Below are 19045 nucleotides of genomic sequence, written 5' to 3'. Positions count from 1 at the left end.
GCTATACTGGTGTACCTCTCTTTAGCCGCGGGGCTGCGGCCCGTCGGCGCTACTTCTTTCGAGTCATGACAAGCGTATGAAACGATATCTGACTGCTTTTCTGGCTGCGGCCGTGGTATCCACGGCGGCGTTTGCGCAGAGCGCACCCGACGCGGTGGTAAAAAGTGCAGTCCAGGGCACGGTGAGCGCAATGAAGGCTGACCCGCAGGCGCGCGGCGGCGACATGGCGCAGATCACCCAGGTCGTCCAGACGCACTTCCTGCCCGCCACCGACTTTCAGCGCACCACACGTATCGCGGTAGGCAAGCCGTGGGCGACCGCGACGCCGGAGCAGCAGAAGCAACTGTACGAGCAGTTTACGCTGCTGCTCACGCGTACCTATGCCGCATCGCTGTCGCAACTGCGCGACCAGGACGTGAAGTTCCAGTTTGCGCCGGTCAGCGTGCAAGGCGGCGCGACCGACATCGTCGTGCAATCGCACGTGATCAGCAACGGCGGCGATGACGCGATCGACTACCGGCTCACCAAGGGGCCGTCGGGCTGGAAGATCTACGACATCAACATGATGGGCGCGTGGCTGATCCAGGTGTATCAGACGCAGTTCGCCGACCAGATCGCCAAAGGCGGCATCGACGGGCTGATCAAATTCCTGACCGCGCATAATGCGCGCGGCGCGTAAGCGGGTCGGTCGACAGAAGTTTCAATTGGTAAAAGAAAAGCGCGGTTGCCTTGATTGGCCACCGCGCTTTTTTTCGAGTTGCTGGCGCTAACGATCAGGCGCAATACAGGGGCGGCGCGCGGCCGCTCTCCTGTCGAACGCCTCAGTGCGCGGCCGTCGCGGTCTCCACCTTCTTGCCCTTGCCGGCGCGCGTGATTTCTTCGAGCTTGATCTCGACGTGACGCGAGAACACGTACTCGGCGGGACGCTGCTTGTCGAGCGGAATGTCCTGCGCGAACGCGCCCGTGGTTTTCGGGCCGCGCATGCTGACCTTCAGCGCCTTCAGCGGATGCGCAACCGTGTCCATCACGGCCGTCGCTTCGAAACCGCAGTGGACCATGCAGTCCGCGCACTTCTCGTAGTTGCCGGTGCCGTACTTGTCCCAGTCCGTGGTTTCCATCAGTTCCTTGAAGGTCTTCACGTAGCCTTCGCCGACCAGATAGCACGGTTTTTGCCAGCCGAACACGGTACGCGCCGGGTTGCCCCACGGCGTGCATTCGTAGGTCTGGTTGCCCGCGAGGAAGTCGAGGAACATCGCCGACTGGCTGAACGACCAGTTCTTGCCATTGTTGCCGCGCTTGAAGATTTCGCGGAACAGCTGCTTGGTCTTGTCGCGGTTCAGAAAGTGCTGCTGGTCCGGCGCGCGCTCATACGCATAACCCGGCGACACCGTTATGCCGTCGACGCCCATCGGGCCCAGCGTGTCGAAGAACTTCGCCACACGTTCCGGCTGCGCGTCGTTGAACAGCGTGCAGTTGATGTTCACGCGGAAGCCGCGGCGCTTCGCTTCGCGGATCGCGGCGACGGCCTTCTCGTACACACCTTCCTGCGACACCGAGTGATCGTGCGATTCCTTGTCGCCGTCGAGGTGAACCGACCACACGAAGTACGGATTCGGCTCGTAGTCGTCCATCTTCTTTTCCATCAGCAGCGCGTTCGTGCACAGGTACACGAACTTCTTGCGCGCCATGATGCCCTTGACGATCTGCGGCATTTCCTTGTGCAGCAGCGGCTCGCCACCCGCGATCGACACGACCGGCGCGCCGCATTCGTCGACGGCCTGCAGGCATTCTTCCAGCGACAGACGCTGATTCAGGATCGGGTCCGGATAGTCGATCTTGCCGCAGCCATTGCAGGCGAGATTGCAGCGAAACAGCGGCTCCAGCATCAGGGCGAGCGGATAGCGTTTGTTGCCGGAGAGATGCTGGCGCATGATGTATGCGCCGACGCGGACTTTCTGTAGCAGCGGAATAGACAAGGCGTCCTCCTTAAACTTCGCGTGCAGCGAGTGGTTGCATCAGTTTCGATGGCAACTTGAATTCGACTTTTTCTTCACGGCCCGCCATCGTCGTGACATCGACGGGCCCCCATGCGCGTAGCGCATCGATTACGTTTTCGACCATTTCTTCGGGTGCCGACGCGCCGGCCGTGATGCCGACCGTGTGCACGTTGGCGAACCATTCCGGCTTCACTTCGGAGCCGTCGGCGACGAGGTAGCTCGCCACGCCGCTCTCGCTGCCGATTTCGCGCAGCCGGTTCGAGTTCGAGCTGTTGGTCGCGCCGACCACCAGCAGTACATCGACCTCTTTGCTCAATTCGCGCACCGCTGCCTGGCGGTTCTGCGTTGCATAGCAGATGTCGCGCGTGTCGGGACCGACCATGTCGGTAAAGCGGCGCAGCAGCGCGTCGATGATGCCGCGCGTGTCGTCGACTGACAACGTGGTTTGCGTCACGTAGGCGAGCGGTGCATCGACCGGCAACTCGAGTTTCGCGACTTCTGCCTCGCTCTGCACGAGCAGCACCGTGCCGGGGATCTGGCCGATCGTGCCTTCCACTTCGGGATGGCCGGCGTGGCCGATCAGGATCAGCGTGCGGCCGGCGGCCACGTACTGACGACCCTGTACGTGCACCTTGGTCACGAGCGGGCAGGTTGCGTCGAGCACGTCGAGGCCGCGCGCTTCGGCATCACGTTCGACGGTTTGCGCAACACCATGCGCGCTAAATATCGCGACGGCACCTTGCGGCACTTCATCGAGTTCCTCGACGAAACGCGCGCCCTTCTGGCGCAGATTGTCGACCACGTGACGGTTATGGACAATCTCATGGCGGACATACACGGGCGCGCCGTGTTGCTGTAACGCACGATCGACGATTTCGATTGCGCGGACAACGCCCGCACAAAAGCCGCGGGGCTGAGCAAGGATGACTCGCATAAGTTGGCGAACTCCGACTAACGCGGGTTTCGAAGAAGTCGTGAAACTGACTTTATCGCCGCGCTCATCTTGATTAGTTGACGTCTTGAGCCCCGGCGACCGGCCGGTACAGCAAAACCAAACGCGCATTCTAACGCTATCGGGGCCACTTTGCTTTTTGCTGTGGCCCGTGTGTTGGCCGCTTGCCGCAGCCGCTGGGCCGTGCGGACGACCGGGGCGGCGAGCGTTACAACGATGTAAGGAGTCAGCGCGGGATGGCCTCGTAACGCGCCCGACCATGACCGCACACTGCACCGTCACGACGGAACCCTTAAACTACCGATCCTTGCCGCGCGGACATCGCGCTGTATTACAGAATGGTTTCGAGGCTCGCTGGATGGACGTCGATCAGCACGAAAACTTTCCGATCGCGAGCGTGTTGCTGCCTAAGGCCCTACGCGCGCCTGTCGGTATTATCTATCAGGTCGTGCGCACTGCGGCCGATATCTCCGCAGAAGGCCAGCGGAGCGCCGCCGAGCGGCATGCCCGGCTGACCGATTTCCGCGCCGGGCTCGACGCGATCGCGCAACGGCGCGCCGCGCCCGTGCATGCGCTGTTGTTCGGCAAGCTCGCTGGCGTGATCGCGCAATACGAGCTGCCGCTCGAACCGTTCTACGATCTGCTCGACGGCTGCGCGCAGGACATCGATACGAATCGCTATGCGGATCGCGCCACGCTCGTCGACTATTGCCGCCGCTCGGCGCATCCGGTCGGGCATCTGCTGCTGCATCTGGTCGGCGCGGCGACGCCGCGCAATCTTGCCGACGCCGACGCGATCTGCACGGCGTCGCAGCTGATCAGCTTCTGGCTCGACGTCGCCGCCGACTGGCAACGACAGCACGTGTACCTGCCGCAAGCCGATTTGCGCCGCTTCGGCGTGACCGAGGCGCAGATTGCCGATGGTGTCGTCGACGATGCGTGGCGCGCGCTGATGGCGTATGAAATCGCGTTCGTGCGCGCCACGCTGGTCCGCGGCGCACCGCTCGCGCTGCGCATGCCGGGGCGGCTCGGCATCGAGCTGTGCGGCGCGGTGCATGCAGGCTTTCGGTTTCTCGAGCGCACCGAGCGCGCGGATTACGATGTGTTCCGTGCGCGCCCGGTCCTCAATCTGTTCGACTGGTGCGTGGTGGCGGCGCGCACCCTGAAAATGCGACTATCCAGACGCGTCGGCATGGCGGCGCGCTCAATCGAGGGTAATGCTTAATGGCGGCGGTCCTGTTCGTTCTTTCGTGTGTTTCCCTGCTGATCTGGTGCGTGCTGCTGTTCGCGCGTGGCGGCTTCTGGCGCGCGCGCCCCGCCGCGCCGCTGGCCATCGCGGCGCGCGACGCATGGCCGGCCGTTGCGGCCGTCGTACCGGCGCGCAATGAAGTCGACGTGATCGCCGAGGCGGTCACGTCGCTGCTCAAGCAGGACTATGCAGGCGCGTTCCACGTGATCGTCGTCGACGATCACAGCACCGACGGCACCGCCGACGCCGCGCGTGCCGCAGCGCTGCGGCTGCAATGTCCGGAGCGCCTCACCGTGCTGAGCGCGAAGCCATTGCCCCCAGGCTGGTCCGGCAAGATGTGGGCGCAGTCGCAGGGCATCGAGGCGGTGCGCACGCTCGATCTGCCGGCCGAATTCCTGTTGCTGACCGATGCCGACATCGGCCATCCCGCCGAGGCGTTGACGCAGCTCGTCGCGCGCGCGGATGCCGAAAAGCGCGACCTCGTCTCGCTGATGGTCCGGCTGCGCTGCGATTCGTTCTGGGAAAAGGCGCTGATTCCGGCCTTCGTGTTCTTCTTCGCGAAGCTGTATCCGTTCGCGTGGGTCAACAATCCACGCAACCGCACCGCGGCCGCGGCGGGCGGCTGCATGCTGGTGCGCCGCGCGGCGCTCGAGGAAGCGGGCGGCATCGAGTCGATTCGCGCCGAGCTGATCGACGACTGCAGTCTTGCCGCGCGCATCAAGCATCGTGGCACCGGCCGTCATCCGATCCGGCTCGATGTGGCGGCGAAGAGCGTGTCGCTGCGTCCCTACGATAGCTGGCGCGACATCTGGAACATGATCGCGCGCACCGCGTTCACGCAGCTGCGCTACTCGCCGCTACTGCTCGCGGGCACGCTCGTCGGCATGGCGATCATCTATCTGTTGCCGCCGGTCGCGGCATTGATCCTCGGGCCGCTCGGCTGGCCGGCCTGGATCGCGTGGGCGGCAATGTGCTGCGCCTATGCGCCGATGCTCGTCTACTACCGGCGCTCACCTCTGTGGGCGCCGTTTCTGCCGCTCGTGGCGCTGTTCTATGTCGGCGCGACGTTCGCATCGGCGGTGCGCTACTGGCGTGGCAAGGGTGGGCAGTGGAAGGCGCGCGTGCAGGCACCAGTGCAGGAGCGCTGATGTCTGGCGATGGCCGAAGCACTCGTCGGATGCAGAAGGCAGACGTAAAAAAAGCGGCTCCAGGCCGCTTTTTCTACGTAGCGCGTTTCATCATGCGTTCGTCAGCATCATGTACATCTGGATCACGATGTCCGGCGAGAACGTGAACGGCACCCAGCCGTGGCCGGTGTGGCGCATCACGAGCAAGCGGTCGCCGTTCGACTGCTTTTGCACGGCCATCATCGGATTCTTCGTCGAGACGAATTGCCAGCCCGGTGGGATGCCTTGCGGCTGCTCCGGCGTCATCGACGCTCGTGCGTTCGACAGTTCCTCGATCAGCCGGCTGATCTGGTCCGGGCGTAGCGCGACGGTCTGCTCGCCGATCGTCATCGTGATTTCGTCGCGCGCGGGGCGGTTGATTTCGAGCGTCGGCTGGAATTGCGGGGCGGCCGGCTTATCGATCGCTTCGGCGTTCGTTTCTGCGTTTGCTTCGGTGCTCGCGGGCTGTTCCGCTGCCGCTTGCGCCGCTGCTTCGTGCGCGGCATGCTCCACCGCCGCGGGCGATGCCGCAGCGTCAGCGCTTGTCTCGGGAGTGTTCTCGGCCTGCGTGGGCACGACAGCCTGAATGAGCTGATCGACGCCCATTTCCAGCGCGCCGAGCTGTTCGTGAAGATTCATGCGAGGTTTCTCAGGTAGGACCCGCAATTTTACCTGCTGCGCGCAGGCTTGGACCCGTCGCCGGCGCGGGACTTGTAACAAAATGCTTACGGCCGCTGTTCAGCCCTTCACTTATCCCTTGATCACCGCTTCAGATACCCCGCCTGCCGGAACCATTCGAGCGCATCGGCGAGCCCCTCGCGATAAGGCCGCGCCCGATACCCCAGCTCCTGTTCCGCCTTCGCCGACGTGAAATACATCTTGTTCTTCGACATCTTCAGTCCGTCGAGGGTGACGAAAGGCTCGCGCTTCGTGAACTTGGCAACGGCTTCCGCGCCCATCGCGAGCGGATACAACGGCCAGCGCGGCAGGCTCAGTGTCGGTGCCTTGCGGCCGGTCAACGCCGCGATATCGGCGAGCATCTGCTGCAACGGCAGATTTTCGCCGCCCAGAATATAGCGCTCGCCGATCTTGCCGCGTTCGAGCGCAAGGAAATGACCGGCGGCGACGTCGTCGACGTGCACGAGGTTCAGCCCCGTATCGACGAATGCGGGAATCTTGCCGAGCGCCGCCTCCAGAATGATGCGCCCGGTGGGCGTCGGTTTCACGTCGCGCGGGCCGATCGGCGTCGATGGATTGACGATCACCGCGGGCAGACCGTCCTCGGCGATCATGCGCTCGACCGCGCGCTCGGCGAGCACCTTGCTGCGCTTGTAGACGCCGATCGCCTGGTCGGCGCGAAGCGGCGAGGTTTCGTCGGCGGACTGGCCGGAGCTCGTCACCTTCAGCGTGGCGACGCTGCTCGTATACACGATGCGTTCCACGCCTTCCTTCAACGCCGCGCGCATCGTCGCCTCGCTGCCTTCGAGATTCGCGCGCTCGATCTCGCCGGGGTCCGGCGCCCACAGCCGATAATCGGCGGCCACGTGCAACAGATAGCGCACACCGCGCAGCGCGTTGCGCATCGATGCTTCGTCGCGCATGTCGCCGACGACGATTTCCGCGTCGAGCGATTCGACGTTCTTGCGCGGACTCGTCGCGCGCACCAGCACGCGTACGCGAAAGCCCTTGCTCTGCGCGATGCGCGCCACCGACGAGCCGACGAAGCCGGACGCGCCGGTCACGAGCACGAGATCGCGATTCTGTTCGGTCATTCTGTTTTCATTTCCTGCGTGACGGTCGACGGATTGTACGTGGCGCGCGCAAAGGATGGGCGTTGCCGAGCGCGCTCGCCGCGACGCGACTAGAATGCCGGCTTGAAAGACTGTCAGGCATTAAAGGGAGGTAGCGGCATGGCCCCGGATCTGGATGAGCGGATCGAAACGTATTACGCGCGGGTGCGCGGCACCGTGCAGGGCGTTGGCTTTCGGCTTGCGACGGTGCGCCAGGCGCACGCGCTCGGCATCAAGGGATGGGTCGCGAATCTCGACGACGGTTCGGTCGAGGCGATGTTGCAGGGACCGGCCAATCAGATCGACCGGATGTTGTCGTGGCTGCGTCACGGACCGCCGGCGGCGCGCGTGACCGAAGTGAGCGGCGAGGAGCGCGCGACGGACAGGCGTTACGAGCGCTTCGAGCAGCATTGAGCTCGAGCTGCGCGAGTTAAAAAAGCGGCGGACCGTCCAGAGGAGGGCGCGCCGCTTTTTCGTTTATGCCTTTATCGGCCGTTATTTGCCGCGTGGTCGGCGCTTACCGGGCCACCAACAAACTCTCCGCGAATCCCCACTCATCCTCGATCCATTGATGGCTGCACACGAAGCCGGCGCCATCGACGATCGCGGGCAATTCTTCCGCGCGATACTTGTGGCTGCTTTCGGTCCAGATCGTCTCGCCTTCCTTCAGCGACACCGTCAGCTTTGCGGCGCGCACGTGAGCGGTGATATCGCGCTTCGCGCGCAGATGCATCTCGATGCTGCGCGCGTCCGGATTGAAGCGCGCCACGTGCTCGAATTCATCGAGCGGAAAGTCGCCGTCGAGTTCGCGGTTGATGCGCGCGAGCAGGTTCAGATTGAACGATGCGGTTACGCCGATCGCGTCGTCGTAGGCTGCGACCAGCACCGGCGTGGGTTTGATCAGATCGGTGCCGAGCAGCAGCGCGTCGCCGGGCGCGAGCATGTTGCGGATCTCGCGCAGAAAACGCGTTGCCGCGAGCCTGCCGAAGTTGCCGATCGTGCTGCCGAGAAACAGCACGAGCAAACGGTCGCCGGGCGCGCGCTGCCGGCTCACTTCGGCGAGACCGGCCAGATAGTCGCGCTCATAACCGACGATCGAAATCCGCTCGATGTCACCGAGTTCGCGCCGGCACAACTGCAACGCACTGCGCGAAATTTCAATCGGGCAGTAGGAAGTAGGGCGTTTTTTACACAGCGCCTCGAGAATGCGCCGCGTTTTACGGCCGCTGCCGCTGCCGAGTTCGGCGACCGTGACGTCATGCGGCAAATGCTCGACGATGTCGGCCGCGTGCTTCGCGAGCAGACGTTCTTCGGCGCGCGTGACGCCATATTCGGGCAATACGGTAATCACTTCAAAAAGTGCGGAACCGACCTCGTCGTACAGATACTTCGACGGCAGCTCTTTCTGCGGCGTATGGGTGAGGCCGGCGTACACGTCGGCGGCGAAGGCGCGACGCAGTTCGGAAGGCGAGTTGCTGAGCGATAGGGCTGGCTGGGTCATGCTGGCTCCAGTAGTCACATTCGATGAGCGGGATTGCTGCCGGACGGTGACATGCGCGATGAAACGCAGTTGAGGCATGCCGTGGGCGAGATGCGCGGGCGGTAATTCGTGGCGGCCTGACAGACTGCGCTCGAAGCTGCATTCGCCGACCCGGCTCGTGAGTGCTGCTCGTTGCGTGCCGCTGTGGACGTCGTTGTCGCGCGGTGCGGCCACAGCGTGCAAATTCTTCGGTAGCAAGATTCGCGCGAGGCGAGGACGAGCCGGAAATGGCTTCGCCGGCCGCGGCGCACGAAGTTATGTTCTAGTGCATCGACGCGCGACGCGCACGACCAATTGCAGCCGACTGACGAAAAAGCGCAAGCCCGTTGGCGAATAACCCGTCTAGAATGCCCGTTTTCCTACGGTTTTGCACCGCCGCTTCAGAACAACAACGCAGCGTCTGCCGCTTTGCCCGCGTGGCCGCCTGCTCACGAGACATCATATTCATGACGACAACGAACGCCGCGAGCCTGCGTCGCGCGCCGCAAGCCCACGCGTCACACCGATTCCCGACCGCGCAATGAATCACAACGACTTCAGGCGCGGGATCGCATTGTCGGTCGGCGCGTCGGCGATGTTCGCATTATTGTCCGCTTACGCGACGCTGCTCAAACCGCTGTCGGGCCTCGACATCTTTGCGTGGCGCATCGTGTGGACCGTGCCTGGCGCGCTGCTGCTCGTCGCGGTGCGCAAGCGCCTGCCGATTCTGCGCGCGCTCGTTGTCCAAATGATGACGCAGCCGAAGCTCGGTGCCGCGATGGCCGTGGCTGCGGGCCTGCTCGGCGTACAGCTGTGGCTGTTTCTGTGGGCGCCGCTGCATGGGCGCATGCTCGAAGTGTCGCTCGGCTATTTCCTGCTGCCGCTCGCGATGGTGCTGGTCGGGCGCTTCCACTATCGCGAGCGGCTCGACGCGTTGCAGTGGCTCGCGGTCGCGTGCGCGGCGGTTGGTGTCGCTCACGAGCTGTGGGTGACGGGCGCGTTCTCGTGGCCGACGCTCGTCGTCGCGCTCGGTTATCCGCCTTATTTCGTGGTGCGTCGTCAGATCAATCAGGATTCGCTTGCAATGTTCACCGTCGAGATGGCGTTGCTGCTGCCGGTGGCCGCCGTGTGCATTCTCAGCGGCGGCTCGCTGCAAGCGATCGCCGGCCGCGCCGAAATGTGGTGTCTGCTATTGCCGGGCCTCGGTGCGTTGAGCACGCTCGCGCTAGCTTCGTATCTGAAGGCGAGCCGACTGCTGCCGGTCGCGTTGTTCGGCATTCTCGGCTACGTCGAGCCTGTGCTGCTCGTATTCGTGTCGATCACGCTGCTGCGCGAAACGCTGAGCGTCGCGCAACTCGCGACCTATGTGCCGATCTGGATCGCCGTCGCGCTGACCGCGCTGCACAGCGTGCGCTTCGTTCGGTTCGCGTCGAACTGAACTACGGCGCTCGCTCAGCGATGCGCGTCGGTCCGCCGCGGATCGATGCGCGTCGGGCCTACCTCAGCCTCGATCGCATCGCGCAGTTCGGGGCGCCAGCCGACACCGAACAGCGCTTCGGCGAGCACGAATAGCGGGCCGATCAACAGGCCGATCACGTCGTCGACGAACGCCGGCTTGCGATGTTCGTAGGCCACGTGGCCTACGAACTGGAACACCCAGCCGACCACGAACAGCCCAATGCCGGTCGCGAGCCACACGAGCGTCGTTTGCGCGGCGATCCACTCGCCGAACCCGACACAGAGCGCCGAGACGCAGGCCATCAGCACGCCGAGCGGCACGTCGAGCGCGAGGTAGTAGACGGTCGCCGCCACGAACAGCAGCCACGCCGGCGACAACGCGACCGGGAACATCCCGGCGCCAAACGACGGGCGGCTCAGCAACACCGCGAGCGCGAGCACGATCATCGGAATGCCGACGAAGTGCGTGGCGATATTGCGCCGGTCGCGATGGTAGGCCGCGTATTGCGTCAGTTGCTGCGTCAGCGTTCTCATCAGTGCCGCTCCTGTGTCAAAGTCAGCATAATCGCGGGCAGCGGATTTTCAAACCATCGGGTAGCCGACAATCAGCAACGACCGTCCACGGATACCGTCCATGACAGAGCGTTTTTCATCGAAAGAGCTTGGCGGGCTGCTCGACCGCAGCGCGTGGTTTCGCGCCGCGCCAGCCGATCTGCGGGTGCAATTGCTCAACGCGGGGCGCGTCGAATCTCTCGCGGCAGGTCAGCGGCTTTTCACGCGCGGCGCTGCCGACGACGGCCTGTACTGTGTGCTCGACGGCCTCGTCAGAATCGGCGCGGCGAGTTCGAACGGCAAGGAAGCGTTGCTCGCGGTGATCGAGCCGGTGAACTGGTTTGGCGAGATCGCGCTGTTCGACGATCGATCGCGCACCCACGACGCCTATGCCGAACGCGATACCGCGCTGTTTCATGTGCCGCGCGCGGCGCTCGCCGCGTTGCTCGAGCGCACGCCGGCTTACTGGCATGCGTTCGGTCTGCTGCTCGCGCACAAGTTGCGTCTGGCGTTCGAGGCGATCGAGGAAGCCGCGCTATTGCCGGCCGCACCGCGTGTCGCGCGGCGCCTGTTGCTAATGGCGGGCGGCTATGGCGAACCCGGCTCATTGCGCAACGTGCTGAAGGTCCGGCAGGAAGACCTGGCGATGATGCTCGCGTTGTCGCGGCAGACGATCAATCAGGTGCTCAAGCACTTCGAGACGCAGGGCGCGTTGAAGCTGCGCTATGCGGAGATCGAAATCGTCGATGCCGGCAAGCTGCGTGAACAGGCTCTCGTCGAGCGCATTTAACGCGCGCTCGGGTGGCTGACGCGACGTTTCAATGGACCGATCGTCGCGGCGGGCAACGTGGTGAGCAGCATGTGCAACGTGAAGTGGAGATCTTCGCGCGCGATGTCGAGTTGCACGCGGTCTTCTTCGCGCACGGTTTCCGTGTTGACTACATAGACGCCGAGCGGCGAATGAAGCAGTGCGCGCAAGTGAGCGTGCGGCAGCGTCAAGAGTAGAAGCGCGCGCGCCGACGGAAACGGAATGACGTTGCTGTGTTGAACCTGCTTGCTGGCAGGTTGCGGCGAGAGCTTGTCGAGCGATTGGGTAAGAGCCATGTGATGCGGCGTTCGTGCGACGCGATGGTGAATTGGAACAATTCGAGAGTAGTCGTCCGCGAGTAAAGACGGTGCAAAAATTCGCGCGTCTGTCGGCAAAAAGATACGATGGGGAATGACGCGCCACAAAGAAAAAAAGGCGAGTCATAAGACTCGCCCTCCCTGAACGGCACAGTCCGGCTTCGATCAACTTCTATTTGAACAGCACCTGCATGGCCGGTCAGCGCCGAAACCGATCACGTGTTATTGCGTTATTGGTCGTGTCGGCTTTCGCCGGGGCAGTGCTGGCCTCTTTCGCACTCTCCGTTTTAGTCTTCGCTGCGCTCGTTTCGACGGCATTTTTGGCCGTGGACTTGTGGGCCTTCTTCGTATGGGCGGAAGTCTTTTTCACGTGCTTTTGCGTAGCTGCTTCGGCAGGCGCTTTCATTGCGGTCGCGCCGGCTTGTACCGCGGTGCTTGCCTTCAGATTCGCCTGGCCGGTGGCTGGCAACTGCGTGGTTTGCGCGGGTTGTTCGGCAGACGGTGCGGCCGTTTGAGCAAAGGCGGTCGACACGAGCAGTGCGGAAGCAACAGCGGCGAAAAGCGTCTTCATGATGTGACTCCAGGTTGAATCGGTGGATTCGTTTGTCGCGGCTGAATCATTTCAGCGCTGCCGGTTTAACGTAGGGCGGAATACAGGAGTTGACGCCGCGCTGGTGACAAAACGTAAGTAGTGCGTCAGCGCGGATACATGTTGCGACTCACAAAGCGAATCCCCGGAAAGGCGCCACGCTCAATGAAGACGCGACCGCGGTCTTGCCGAGCAATTGCGCTAAAGCCTCCGGCGAGACCGCTGGGCTAAACAGGAAACCCTGGGCCACCGTGCATCCGTGACGGACCAGAAACTCGCGCTGGACATCGAGCTCGACCCCTTCAGCGACGATATCGAAGCTCAGCGTTTCAGCAATCGCGATGATGGCAAGCGACAGAGCTTCGAGTTCCTTGTCCCTGCCGATTTCGCAAACGAAGGCGCGATCGATCTTGATGCGGTCGACGCTAAAGCGTTTCAGATAGCTGAGGCTCGAATAACCCGTGCCGAAGTCGTCGATAGCGATGGACACACCGAGTTCGCGCAGTTCGCGAAAAGCCCGTTGCGCTTCTTCAGCGTTGCGCATCAACGTGCCCTCGGTGACTTCGAGCTCCAGCAGTTCGGCGGGCCAATCGGCATCGTCGAGTGCCGAGCGCACGACGCCTGGAAGGTCCGCCCGTTCGAGTTGAAGTGGCGAAACATTGACCGATATGCGCACGGGCGGAAGCCCCGAGCGTACCCATGCGCTCGCCTGCAGACACGCCTGCCGCAATACCCACGTGCCGATGCTCTGGATCAGACCGGTTTCTTCGGCAAGCGGGATGAAGACGGCCGGCGAGACTTCACCGAGTTCGTCGTCGTGCCACCGCAAAAGTGCCTCGGCACCGACGATGCATCCGGTTTTCATGTCGATTTGCGGCTGATACGCCAGATACAACTCATTGGCTTTCGCCGCGCGCCGCAGTCGCGTCGTGAGCCGCAACTTCTCGGCGGCCGCCCGGCTCAGCTCCGGTTCGTAGAATTGATACCCGTTTCTCCCGCGCGATTTCGCCACGTACAACGCGGCATCGGCATTTCGCGTGAGCAGTTCCGGCTGGTCGCCGTCTTGTGGAAAAGTACTGACGCCGATGCTTGCTTCGAGATAAAGCTCGTGCTCGCCGATGCGATACGGCTCGCTCATCTCGTGAATGAGCGTGTCCAGCATTTCGGTGAGTTGCTTCGCGTCGGCCCGTTCCGCGACGATGACGAATTCATCGCCCCCGTAACGCGCGACGAAATCCGTTGCGCGCAGCAGACGCTGAAGCCTTCGCGCCACGGCCTGTAGCAGCAAATCGCCAATGCGGTGTCCGAGCGAATCGTTGACGTCCTTGAAACGATCGAGATCGAGGAACAGGACGGAAACGTTCTGACCTGTCGCTGCCGCGCGGACGAGTGACTCTGAAAGATGTTCGCCGAGCAGCACCCGGTTGGGCAGATCGGTCAGTGCGTCGTATCTTGCTTGATGCTCGAGTCTTGTGAGCGAACGACGAAGATGCGCTCCAATGCGCCCGTTCCCGTGAATCAGCGAAAGCAGCAACAAGGCCGAAGCGACGCCGCAGCTCAACAGCATGCGCGTAAACCACTTCCCATCCAACGAGGATTTGCTGACGACTAAAGCGACCTTGACGTCGGCCGCGAGTCGTACGTCGACGACCCGCTCGAGAACGCTATAGAAATAGGCGTCGATTTCTTCGAGTCCGGGGTCGCCCACTGCCACACTGCCGGGATGTTCCGCGATCTTGCGCGCAAGACCAAAGCTCAGCTCGCTAAGTCTGCCGATCATGTCGTCCAGATCCGACAGCCTCGATATGCATTCCTGATTCTCGCTGCAGCTCTCGCGCGCGTCGTGCGTCAACGCGAGCAGTTCCAGCATCGGAAAGCTATAAGCGGCGCGGTTGTAAAGCGGCACCGTTGCGATCGAGGTGTAGAGCGTCGCATGCTCATCGAGCATGACTTGCTGAACCTGGTCGAGGTCGTGGCGCAGCCGCCCGGAAGCCTGGATCGTCCGAAGCGAACTGTCCTGCTCGCTGCTCTGGCGGATTGCGAGGAAGGTACTCGTCGCAATGACAGCGAGAATGGCAAGTACGGCTATGACAGTACCGGCTTTGCGCGTTGCTTCCTGTCCCAAGGCCCTTCCCTTTCCGTCAACCCGGCGCGGGCGAACACCTACCCGCCCGGATAGTGAATGTTTAGGTGGCTGCATGACTTGCCTTAGGGCGCTCCGGATCTGCCTGTAACGGCGCGCTATGGGTCTGCTTATCCGCCTATCGATCGGCAAATTCCACGCGGTTGCGCCCGCTTCGCTTGGCGCGGTACAGAGCCGCATCGGCGAGGCCATATGCGGTGTCGAAACAGGTTCCGACCTCGTTGATGCTGACGCCAAAGCTGGCCGTGATGCGGCGCTCGACGGGTGGAACGACCAGCGAGTCACCGATGGCTTCTCGCATGCGCTCGGCAAGAATGGCACCGCTGGCCGGTTCATGACCGGGCAGCAGCACGGTGAACTCCTCACCGCCCACTCGCCCGATGAAGCCTTGTTCCCCGACGATTCTGCGCAGACAATCGACGACCCCCGAAATGACCGCGTCTCCGGTGGGGTGGCCGTAGTCGTCGTTGATTCGCTTGAATTCGTCGATGTCGAGGATGATCATCACCGCGCTGCTGATGCGCAAGACCTTGGTGGTCCGTTCGATCACGGCACTGCGGTTCAGTACGCCCGTCAACGCGTCGTGCGATGCGCGATACGCCAACTGCTGGGCCAGCGCCTGCATCTCGCGTTCGGCCCGGTCGCTGCGGCCGATCAGGCGCCGTGTCTCGCGCATCAGGCGCTGGAAGTGCTCGATCAGTTCGCCCAACGACTGGCGATACTCCGCGGGGTCCGCATCGATGATCGAATGCATGGCCCGAGCCTTTGCCAGCGCGGTGCTCTCGTTCTGGAACAGATCGGGTGCGCCGCCCGAGGACACGTCAAGGGAAGAGGTCGAACGCACTTTACTTTCCCTGCTGCGCAATGGGACGATCGGTGAACTCGATCGCGCGGAAATCGGTTTTCAGTTCTTCGCCGAATTCGGCAATGGTCTCGTCTTCCTCGTCGCGATACCAGTTCATCGACACCCGGCTTCCCGATTCCGCCGCCTGATCGAGCGCGTCGAAGATGCTGAACAGCATTTTGGTACTCGAGCTATTGAAGTACGTCAGCGCGACGTCGATAGTGATCTCGGCCCCGGCGTTCGCGGCGAGGTATTTGCGCATCTGCTCGATGATCGGCGCGTAAAAGGCGGCTGCGTTCTCGGGGTAAGACTCTCCCCTGATCGACAACGCGTGTTGGTCGAAGCGAAAATCGACTTCGGGCGACGTCGTCGTCGCGGGGATGTGTAGGTTTTCCATTGTTCGTGTGCCTTCCTGCTCAGATGATGGCCATGAGGCAAAACAGCGTGGTGCCCGGTTCGTCGGCACGCGGATGAAAAGCGAATTCAAGCGGCGCGCTCGCATCGCGCGCCATCGTCAGGAAGCCGAGCCCGGCGCCCTTGCTGTCTTTCGGAGCGTCGGTGCGCAATGAAACCTTGTACGCTTGCTTGATTTCTTCGAGTGACATGTTGCGCAGAGGCTCCAACCTGCTTCGCAGGTCCTCGACTTCGGCGGTCGCGATGGGATTGACGCACAACATTACGTGATGTTCGCCGTGCCTGGAGATGCACACCGCGCCCTCGCGTATCTCGCCTGCCCGTTCGCCACCGGGCTCCAGCGCGTTCGACGAGTAATGAACGATGTTCTGTGCCAGCTCGATAAAGGACGAGAAGAGTTTGCGGCGAGTAGGACCGCTGACGCCGGCGACTTCGAGCTGCAGTTTCACGACTTCGCCCATCGACGCGACGATGTTATGGGAGAAGTAGCCCTTGTGATAGAAGAGCACGTTGCGCCGCTGGGCGAGTTCGAAAAAGGCGCTGTCTTGTTCTGGTAGTTGGGACATTCTGGGAATTCGCTAAATGCGGGCGCAGAAAAGCGTGACGTCGTCACGGCGCGGTTGCTTGCCTTGCCACTCCGCGAGCGCGAGCCGGACGCGCTCGCAAATCGCCGCCGGAGTTTCGGCACGGTTTTCGAGAATCAGGTCGAGCGCACGGCGCCGGCCGAAAGAAATGTTGCGCGGGCCGCCGATCTGATCGGCGAGGCCGTCGGTATAGATGAACAGCAGGCTGCCCGCCGTGACCGGAATCGAGCGCAAGCTCCACGCATAGTCGGCGCGACTGTCCACATAACCGACACCCATGCGGTCGGCGCCGATCGTTCGGAACTCCGCGGCATCGGGCGACAGGATGTGCAGAGCGATCCTCGCGCCGGCAAAATGCAGCACGCTCTCCGTGGCATCGAACCAGAAGAGTGCGGTATCCAGACCGTCGTTGGATTGGGTTCCTTCGTCGGCACTGTTCACTTGCCCAAGCAAGCCCTTGACGTTTTGATTGACGGCCGCCAGTAGCGCGGCGGGGTCGCGCGGACCGATCTGTTCGAGCGCCTTCGACAGTGACGCCGAAGCAAGCAAGGTCATGAAGGCGCCCGGTACGCCATGGCCGGTGCAATCGGCAACAGCGCCAAACCAGCCGTTCGGAAAGGCCGCGAAATGATAGAAGTCGCCGCCGACGACGTCGCGAGGTTCCCAGACCATCGCCGCGTCGCGCAGCTTCATCGACAGGGTCTCGCTGGAAGCACGCAACATGGCGCGCTGTATCACGCTGGCGTACTCGATACTCTGCATGATCTGGCGGTTCTTCTCCGCCTGCATTTCCGCGACCGCACTGATAAGCTGCAGACCACTGCCGAGACCCGAGAAGAGTCCGTCACGTGTCACGATGAAACCATCGACCAGCGCTTTTTCTCCGGCCTCGACGGTCCTGAACGTCAGCGCTTCGATGCTCACGTCGGCGTCGACGATGAGCGGTTCCTTGTCCATGAACGCGATGCAACTCTTCTTGTCGTAAAGCTCTCGATGGAACGGCTTGCTCATTTGCGACATGAAGATATCGCGGTTGATCAGGCCGATGGGACGGTGGTCATCGATGACGGCGAGACTCTGCATGTCGCGGCGCGCTGAGAAGATCTCCATGACCACGGAGTTGGGATCTTCAACGTCTACGGATGGAACTTCCTGGCACAAGTCTCCGGCAGTGCACGGATTACCCTGTGCGGAAGAACGGCGAAATCTCGAGAACGCAGCATGCATGGCGACGCCAGTCGATGTGTGAAGAAACCTCGCACGCTAAGGTTTCTCTATGTACATTATGTGACAGAGGGGAGGCGATCCGCTCTATTGGCGCCAGATTAGAAAACTGGCGGTCACGCAAAGGTTTGCGTGCCCGATATCAGTAAAACTTACGATCTGCGAGGTTGCGCAAATGCAACGCCGCCGAATCCGTTATTGAAACGGGTTCTGCACGATACCCGGTTTAGCATCCGGCTCGTCCTGCACCTTTGCCGGTAAATCCTTCTGCGCCTGCAGGCTTGCGACGATCGCATCGAGCGCTTCCTTCAACGCGAGCGCCGCCTTCAGTCCGCGTTGATCGCGCGTCAATTCGAGCGTGCCGTTCAGCACGACACGCGTCGTGCCATTGCTGAGCGTGAGCGCATCGCCTTGAATGTTGAGTACGTCGTCATCGTTCGAATAGGGCTTAAACACCTTTCAGTCCTCCTGGCCGCTGGTCCTTGAGGTTGTCCGGAATGCCCGGAAAGCGGATGCCCGACATCGCTTCGAGTTCGTGAATCGTGCGGATGTCGTAGCGGTTGGTCGCTACATTATCAACCACGACTGCGAAGGCCAGTTGACGCGACGGCACGTAGACGACCTTGTACAACTGGGTGGGCACGAACACGCGCGTCGTTCCGATCGTCTGCAATTGTTGGCCGGTGAACAGCGGTCCGGTGACGACGTACGTGTCGTCGTAGGCGAGTGCGATCTTGCGCACGGCAGTTTCGATGCGTGCCCACAATCGTTGGTTGTTCTGACGATTTTGCGGCACGATGTTCGCGAGCGAGAACGATTGCGCCATCGCCTCGTCGTTCCACCGATTACCCGCCGGACTCATATGACCGCGATCGAAGCCGCTGCGTTTGTAGTCGGCGAGTGTCGCGCCTTCGCCTTCGGGCAGACGCGCGTCTTCGAAGAACTTGTTGGTGCGCACCATGTCCTTCGCTTCTTCGATGTGCTCACGCGTCAGATGCTCGGCAGACCACAGCGGACCGTGCGTGATACCCGAATGCAGCACCGCGAAATCGCTATAACAAAGCAGGCGCGTTTTCGGCGCCATCCTCTGATTGGTGAGGACGGGCCATTGCGCATTCGGCGTGAATCCGGCGCAGGAAGGCGCCGCGCTCGCATGAGCGGCGACGACGAGTAACAGACTGGCAAGCCACTTCTTCATGTGTCGGTGGTTCAATGAACGGGGACGCAAGTATAGCGTCGTGGCCCGCATCGAGCGACTGCACAATGCGAATCGAAGGAAGGGAATTGGAAGCGGTAGAGGCGACGTGCGCCGGACAAAAAAGTGGGCCGCTTTGCAGCGACCCGAATGCGTGGACTTCCGAATCTACGCACGCAATCTTAAGAAGGTCTTAAGGCTTGCGAGATCGCGGCACGTTATGTTCGATTGCGCACGAACAGAT

At 62.3% G+C, this 19045-nt stretch carries 22 protein-coding genes; 7 read left to right on the top strand and 15 right to left on the bottom strand.

Annotated features, from left to right (window positions below; all coding sequences use genetic code 11):
• Positions 1-76: 76 nt before the first annotated feature.
• Positions 77-679, top strand: a complete 603-nt coding sequence (locus tag OKW28_RS08415) for an MlaC/ttg2D family ABC transporter substrate-binding protein (RefSeq protein ID WP_429444722.1) — start codon at positions 77-79, stop codon at positions 677-679.
• A 142-nt stretch (positions 680-821) separates the two neighbouring features.
• Here OKW28_RS08415 and hpnH read toward each other — a convergent pair whose 3' ends face one another.
• Together hpnH and ispH are read right to left on the bottom strand one after the other, a co-directional pair.
• Positions 822-1976, bottom strand: coding sequence for an adenosyl-hopene transferase HpnH (gene hpnH, locus OKW28_RS08410; RefSeq protein ID WP_429444720.1), 1155 nt, complete (start codon positions 1974-1976; stop codon positions 822-824).
• Positions 1977-1986: 10 nt separating this feature from the next.
• The gene (gene ispH / locus OKW28_RS08405; protein WP_429444718.1) at positions 1987-2931 is read right to left on the bottom strand and encodes a 4-hydroxy-3-methylbut-2-enyl diphosphate reductase; all 945 of its coding nucleotides are present in this window, start codon (positions 2929-2931) and stop codon (positions 1987-1989) included.
• Positions 2932-3307: 376 nt separating this feature from the next.
• Between ispH and hpnC the strand changes: the two genes are divergently transcribed.
• Together hpnC and OKW28_RS08395 are read left to right on the top strand one after the other, a co-directional pair.
• Positions 3308-4174: a squalene synthase HpnC gene (hpnC, locus tag OKW28_RS08400; RefSeq protein ID WP_429444717.1), complete on the top strand. Its 867-nt coding sequence runs from the start codon at positions 3308-3310 to the stop codon at positions 4172-4174.
• Positions 4174-5346: a glycosyltransferase gene (locus tag OKW28_RS08395; protein ID WP_429444715.1), complete on the top strand. Its 1173-nt coding sequence runs from the start codon at positions 4174-4176 to the stop codon at positions 5344-5346. Before hpnC ends, OKW28_RS08395 begins: the two co-directional genes overlap by 1 nt.
• Positions 5347-5436: 90 nt before the next feature.
• Here the strand turns inward: OKW28_RS08395 and OKW28_RS08390 are convergent, their stop codons facing one another.
• Complete coding sequence (locus OKW28_RS08390; RefSeq protein ID WP_429444713.1) at positions 5437-6003, bottom strand: hypothetical protein; 567 nt, start codon at positions 6001-6003, stop codon at positions 5437-5439.
• A 122-nt stretch (positions 6004-6125) separates the two neighbouring features.
• Complete coding sequence (gene hpnA / locus OKW28_RS08385; RefSeq protein ID WP_429444711.1) at positions 6126-7136, bottom strand: hopanoid-associated sugar epimerase; 1011 nt, start codon at positions 7134-7136, stop codon at positions 6126-6128.
• Between the two features lie 138 nt (positions 7137-7274).
• Here hpnA and OKW28_RS08380 point away from each other — a divergent pair, with 138 nt between their 5' ends.
• Positions 7275-7568, top strand: coding sequence for an acylphosphatase (locus OKW28_RS08380; RefSeq protein WP_187617609.1), 294 nt, complete (start codon positions 7275-7277; stop codon positions 7566-7568).
• A 103-nt stretch (positions 7569-7671) separates the two neighbouring features.
• Here OKW28_RS08380 and egtD read toward each other — a convergent pair whose 3' ends face one another.
• Complete coding sequence (egtD, locus tag OKW28_RS08375) at positions 7672-8655, bottom strand: L-histidine N(alpha)-methyltransferase (RefSeq protein ID WP_018423989.1); 984 nt, start codon at positions 8653-8655, stop codon at positions 7672-7674.
• 559 nt (positions 8656-9214) lie between these two features.
• Here egtD and rarD point away from each other — a divergent pair.
• Entirely contained in the window at positions 9215-10111 is an 897-nt protein-coding gene (gene rarD, locus OKW28_RS08370; RefSeq protein ID WP_187630216.1) for an EamA family transporter RarD, read from the top strand.
• Positions 10112-10125: 14 nt separating this feature from the next.
• Here rarD and OKW28_RS08365 read toward each other — a convergent pair whose 3' ends face one another.
• Entirely contained in the window at positions 10126-10665 is a 540-nt protein-coding gene (locus OKW28_RS08365) for a DUF962 domain-containing protein (protein WP_429444709.1), read from the bottom strand.
• Between the two features lie 100 nt (positions 10666-10765).
• On the opposite strand from OKW28_RS08365, the gene OKW28_RS08360 reads away from it, so the two are divergent.
• A complete protein-coding gene (locus tag OKW28_RS08360; RefSeq protein WP_429444708.1) occupies positions 10766-11473 on the top strand; it encodes a Crp/Fnr family transcriptional regulator in 708 nt (235 codons plus the stop codon).
• On the opposite strand, the gene OKW28_RS08355 is transcribed toward OKW28_RS08360, so the two are convergent.
• From OKW28_RS08355 to OKW28_RS08345, 3 genes are all read right to left on the bottom strand, one after another.
• Positions 11470-11787 carry a hypothetical protein gene (locus OKW28_RS08355; protein WP_429444706.1) on the bottom strand — a complete coding sequence of 106 codons (318 nt, stop codon included), beginning with the start codon at positions 11785-11787 and terminating at the stop codon, positions 11470-11472. The two genes, OKW28_RS08360 and OKW28_RS08355, sit on opposite strands and share 4 nt — an antisense overlap.
• 220 nt (positions 11788-12007) lie before the next feature.
• Positions 12008-12379 (bottom strand): hypothetical protein, encoded by a 372-nt coding sequence (locus OKW28_RS08350; protein WP_429444704.1) that lies wholly within the window; start codon positions 12377-12379, stop codon positions 12008-12010.
• Between the two features lie 148 nt (positions 12380-12527).
• Entirely contained in the window at positions 12528-14345 is a 1818-nt protein-coding gene (locus OKW28_RS08345) for a putative bifunctional diguanylate cyclase/phosphodiesterase (RefSeq protein ID WP_429444702.1), read from the bottom strand.
• Between OKW28_RS08345 and OKW28_RS08340 the strand changes: the two genes are divergently transcribed.
• A complete protein-coding gene (locus tag OKW28_RS08340; protein ID WP_429444700.1) occupies positions 14331-14576 on the top strand; it encodes a hypothetical protein in 246 nt (81 codons plus the stop codon). The genes OKW28_RS08345 and OKW28_RS08340 overlap by 15 nt on opposite strands.
• Before the next feature lie 82 nt (positions 14577-14658).
• Here OKW28_RS08340 and OKW28_RS08335 read toward each other — a convergent pair whose 3' ends face one another.
• The 6 genes from OKW28_RS08335 to OKW28_RS08310 form a co-directional block, all read right to left on the bottom strand.
• Complete coding sequence (locus OKW28_RS08335; protein ID WP_184073471.1) at positions 14659-15384, bottom strand: GGDEF domain-containing protein; 726 nt, start codon at positions 15382-15384, stop codon at positions 14659-14661.
• Position 15385: 1 nt separating this feature from the next.
• Positions 15386-15781 carry a DUF1987 domain-containing protein gene (locus tag OKW28_RS08330; protein WP_429444698.1) on the bottom strand — a complete coding sequence of 132 codons (396 nt, stop codon included), beginning with the start codon at positions 15779-15781 and terminating at the stop codon, positions 15386-15388.
• 19 nt (positions 15782-15800) lie between these two features.
• Complete coding sequence (locus tag OKW28_RS08325; RefSeq protein ID WP_184052787.1) at positions 15801-16364, bottom strand: SiaB family protein kinase; 564 nt, start codon at positions 16362-16364, stop codon at positions 15801-15803.
• A gap of 12 nt (positions 16365-16376) precedes the next feature.
• Positions 16377-17492: a SpoIIE family protein phosphatase gene (locus OKW28_RS08320; RefSeq protein WP_429444695.1), complete on the bottom strand. Its 1116-nt coding sequence runs from the start codon at positions 17490-17492 to the stop codon at positions 16377-16379.
• A 309-nt stretch (positions 17493-17801) separates the two neighbouring features.
• Complete coding sequence (locus tag OKW28_RS08315; RefSeq protein WP_184057752.1) at positions 17802-18062, bottom strand: hypothetical protein; 261 nt, start codon at positions 18060-18062, stop codon at positions 17802-17804.
• Positions 18055-18804 (bottom strand): DNA/RNA non-specific endonuclease, encoded by a 750-nt coding sequence (locus OKW28_RS08310; RefSeq protein WP_429444693.1) that lies wholly within the window; start codon positions 18802-18804, stop codon positions 18055-18057. The genes OKW28_RS08315 and OKW28_RS08310 overlap by 8 nt, the downstream gene beginning before the upstream one ends.
• Positions 18805-19045 lie beyond the last annotated feature (241 nt).

Source organism: Paraburkholderia sp. 40 (genome assembly GCF_050434105.1).
GTDB lineage: Bacteria > Pseudomonadota > Gammaproteobacteria > Burkholderiales > Burkholderiaceae > Paraburkholderia > Paraburkholderia tuberum.
Note: the sequence above shows the minus strand (reverse complement) of the source record. Positions and strands in the feature narration are given on the sequence as shown.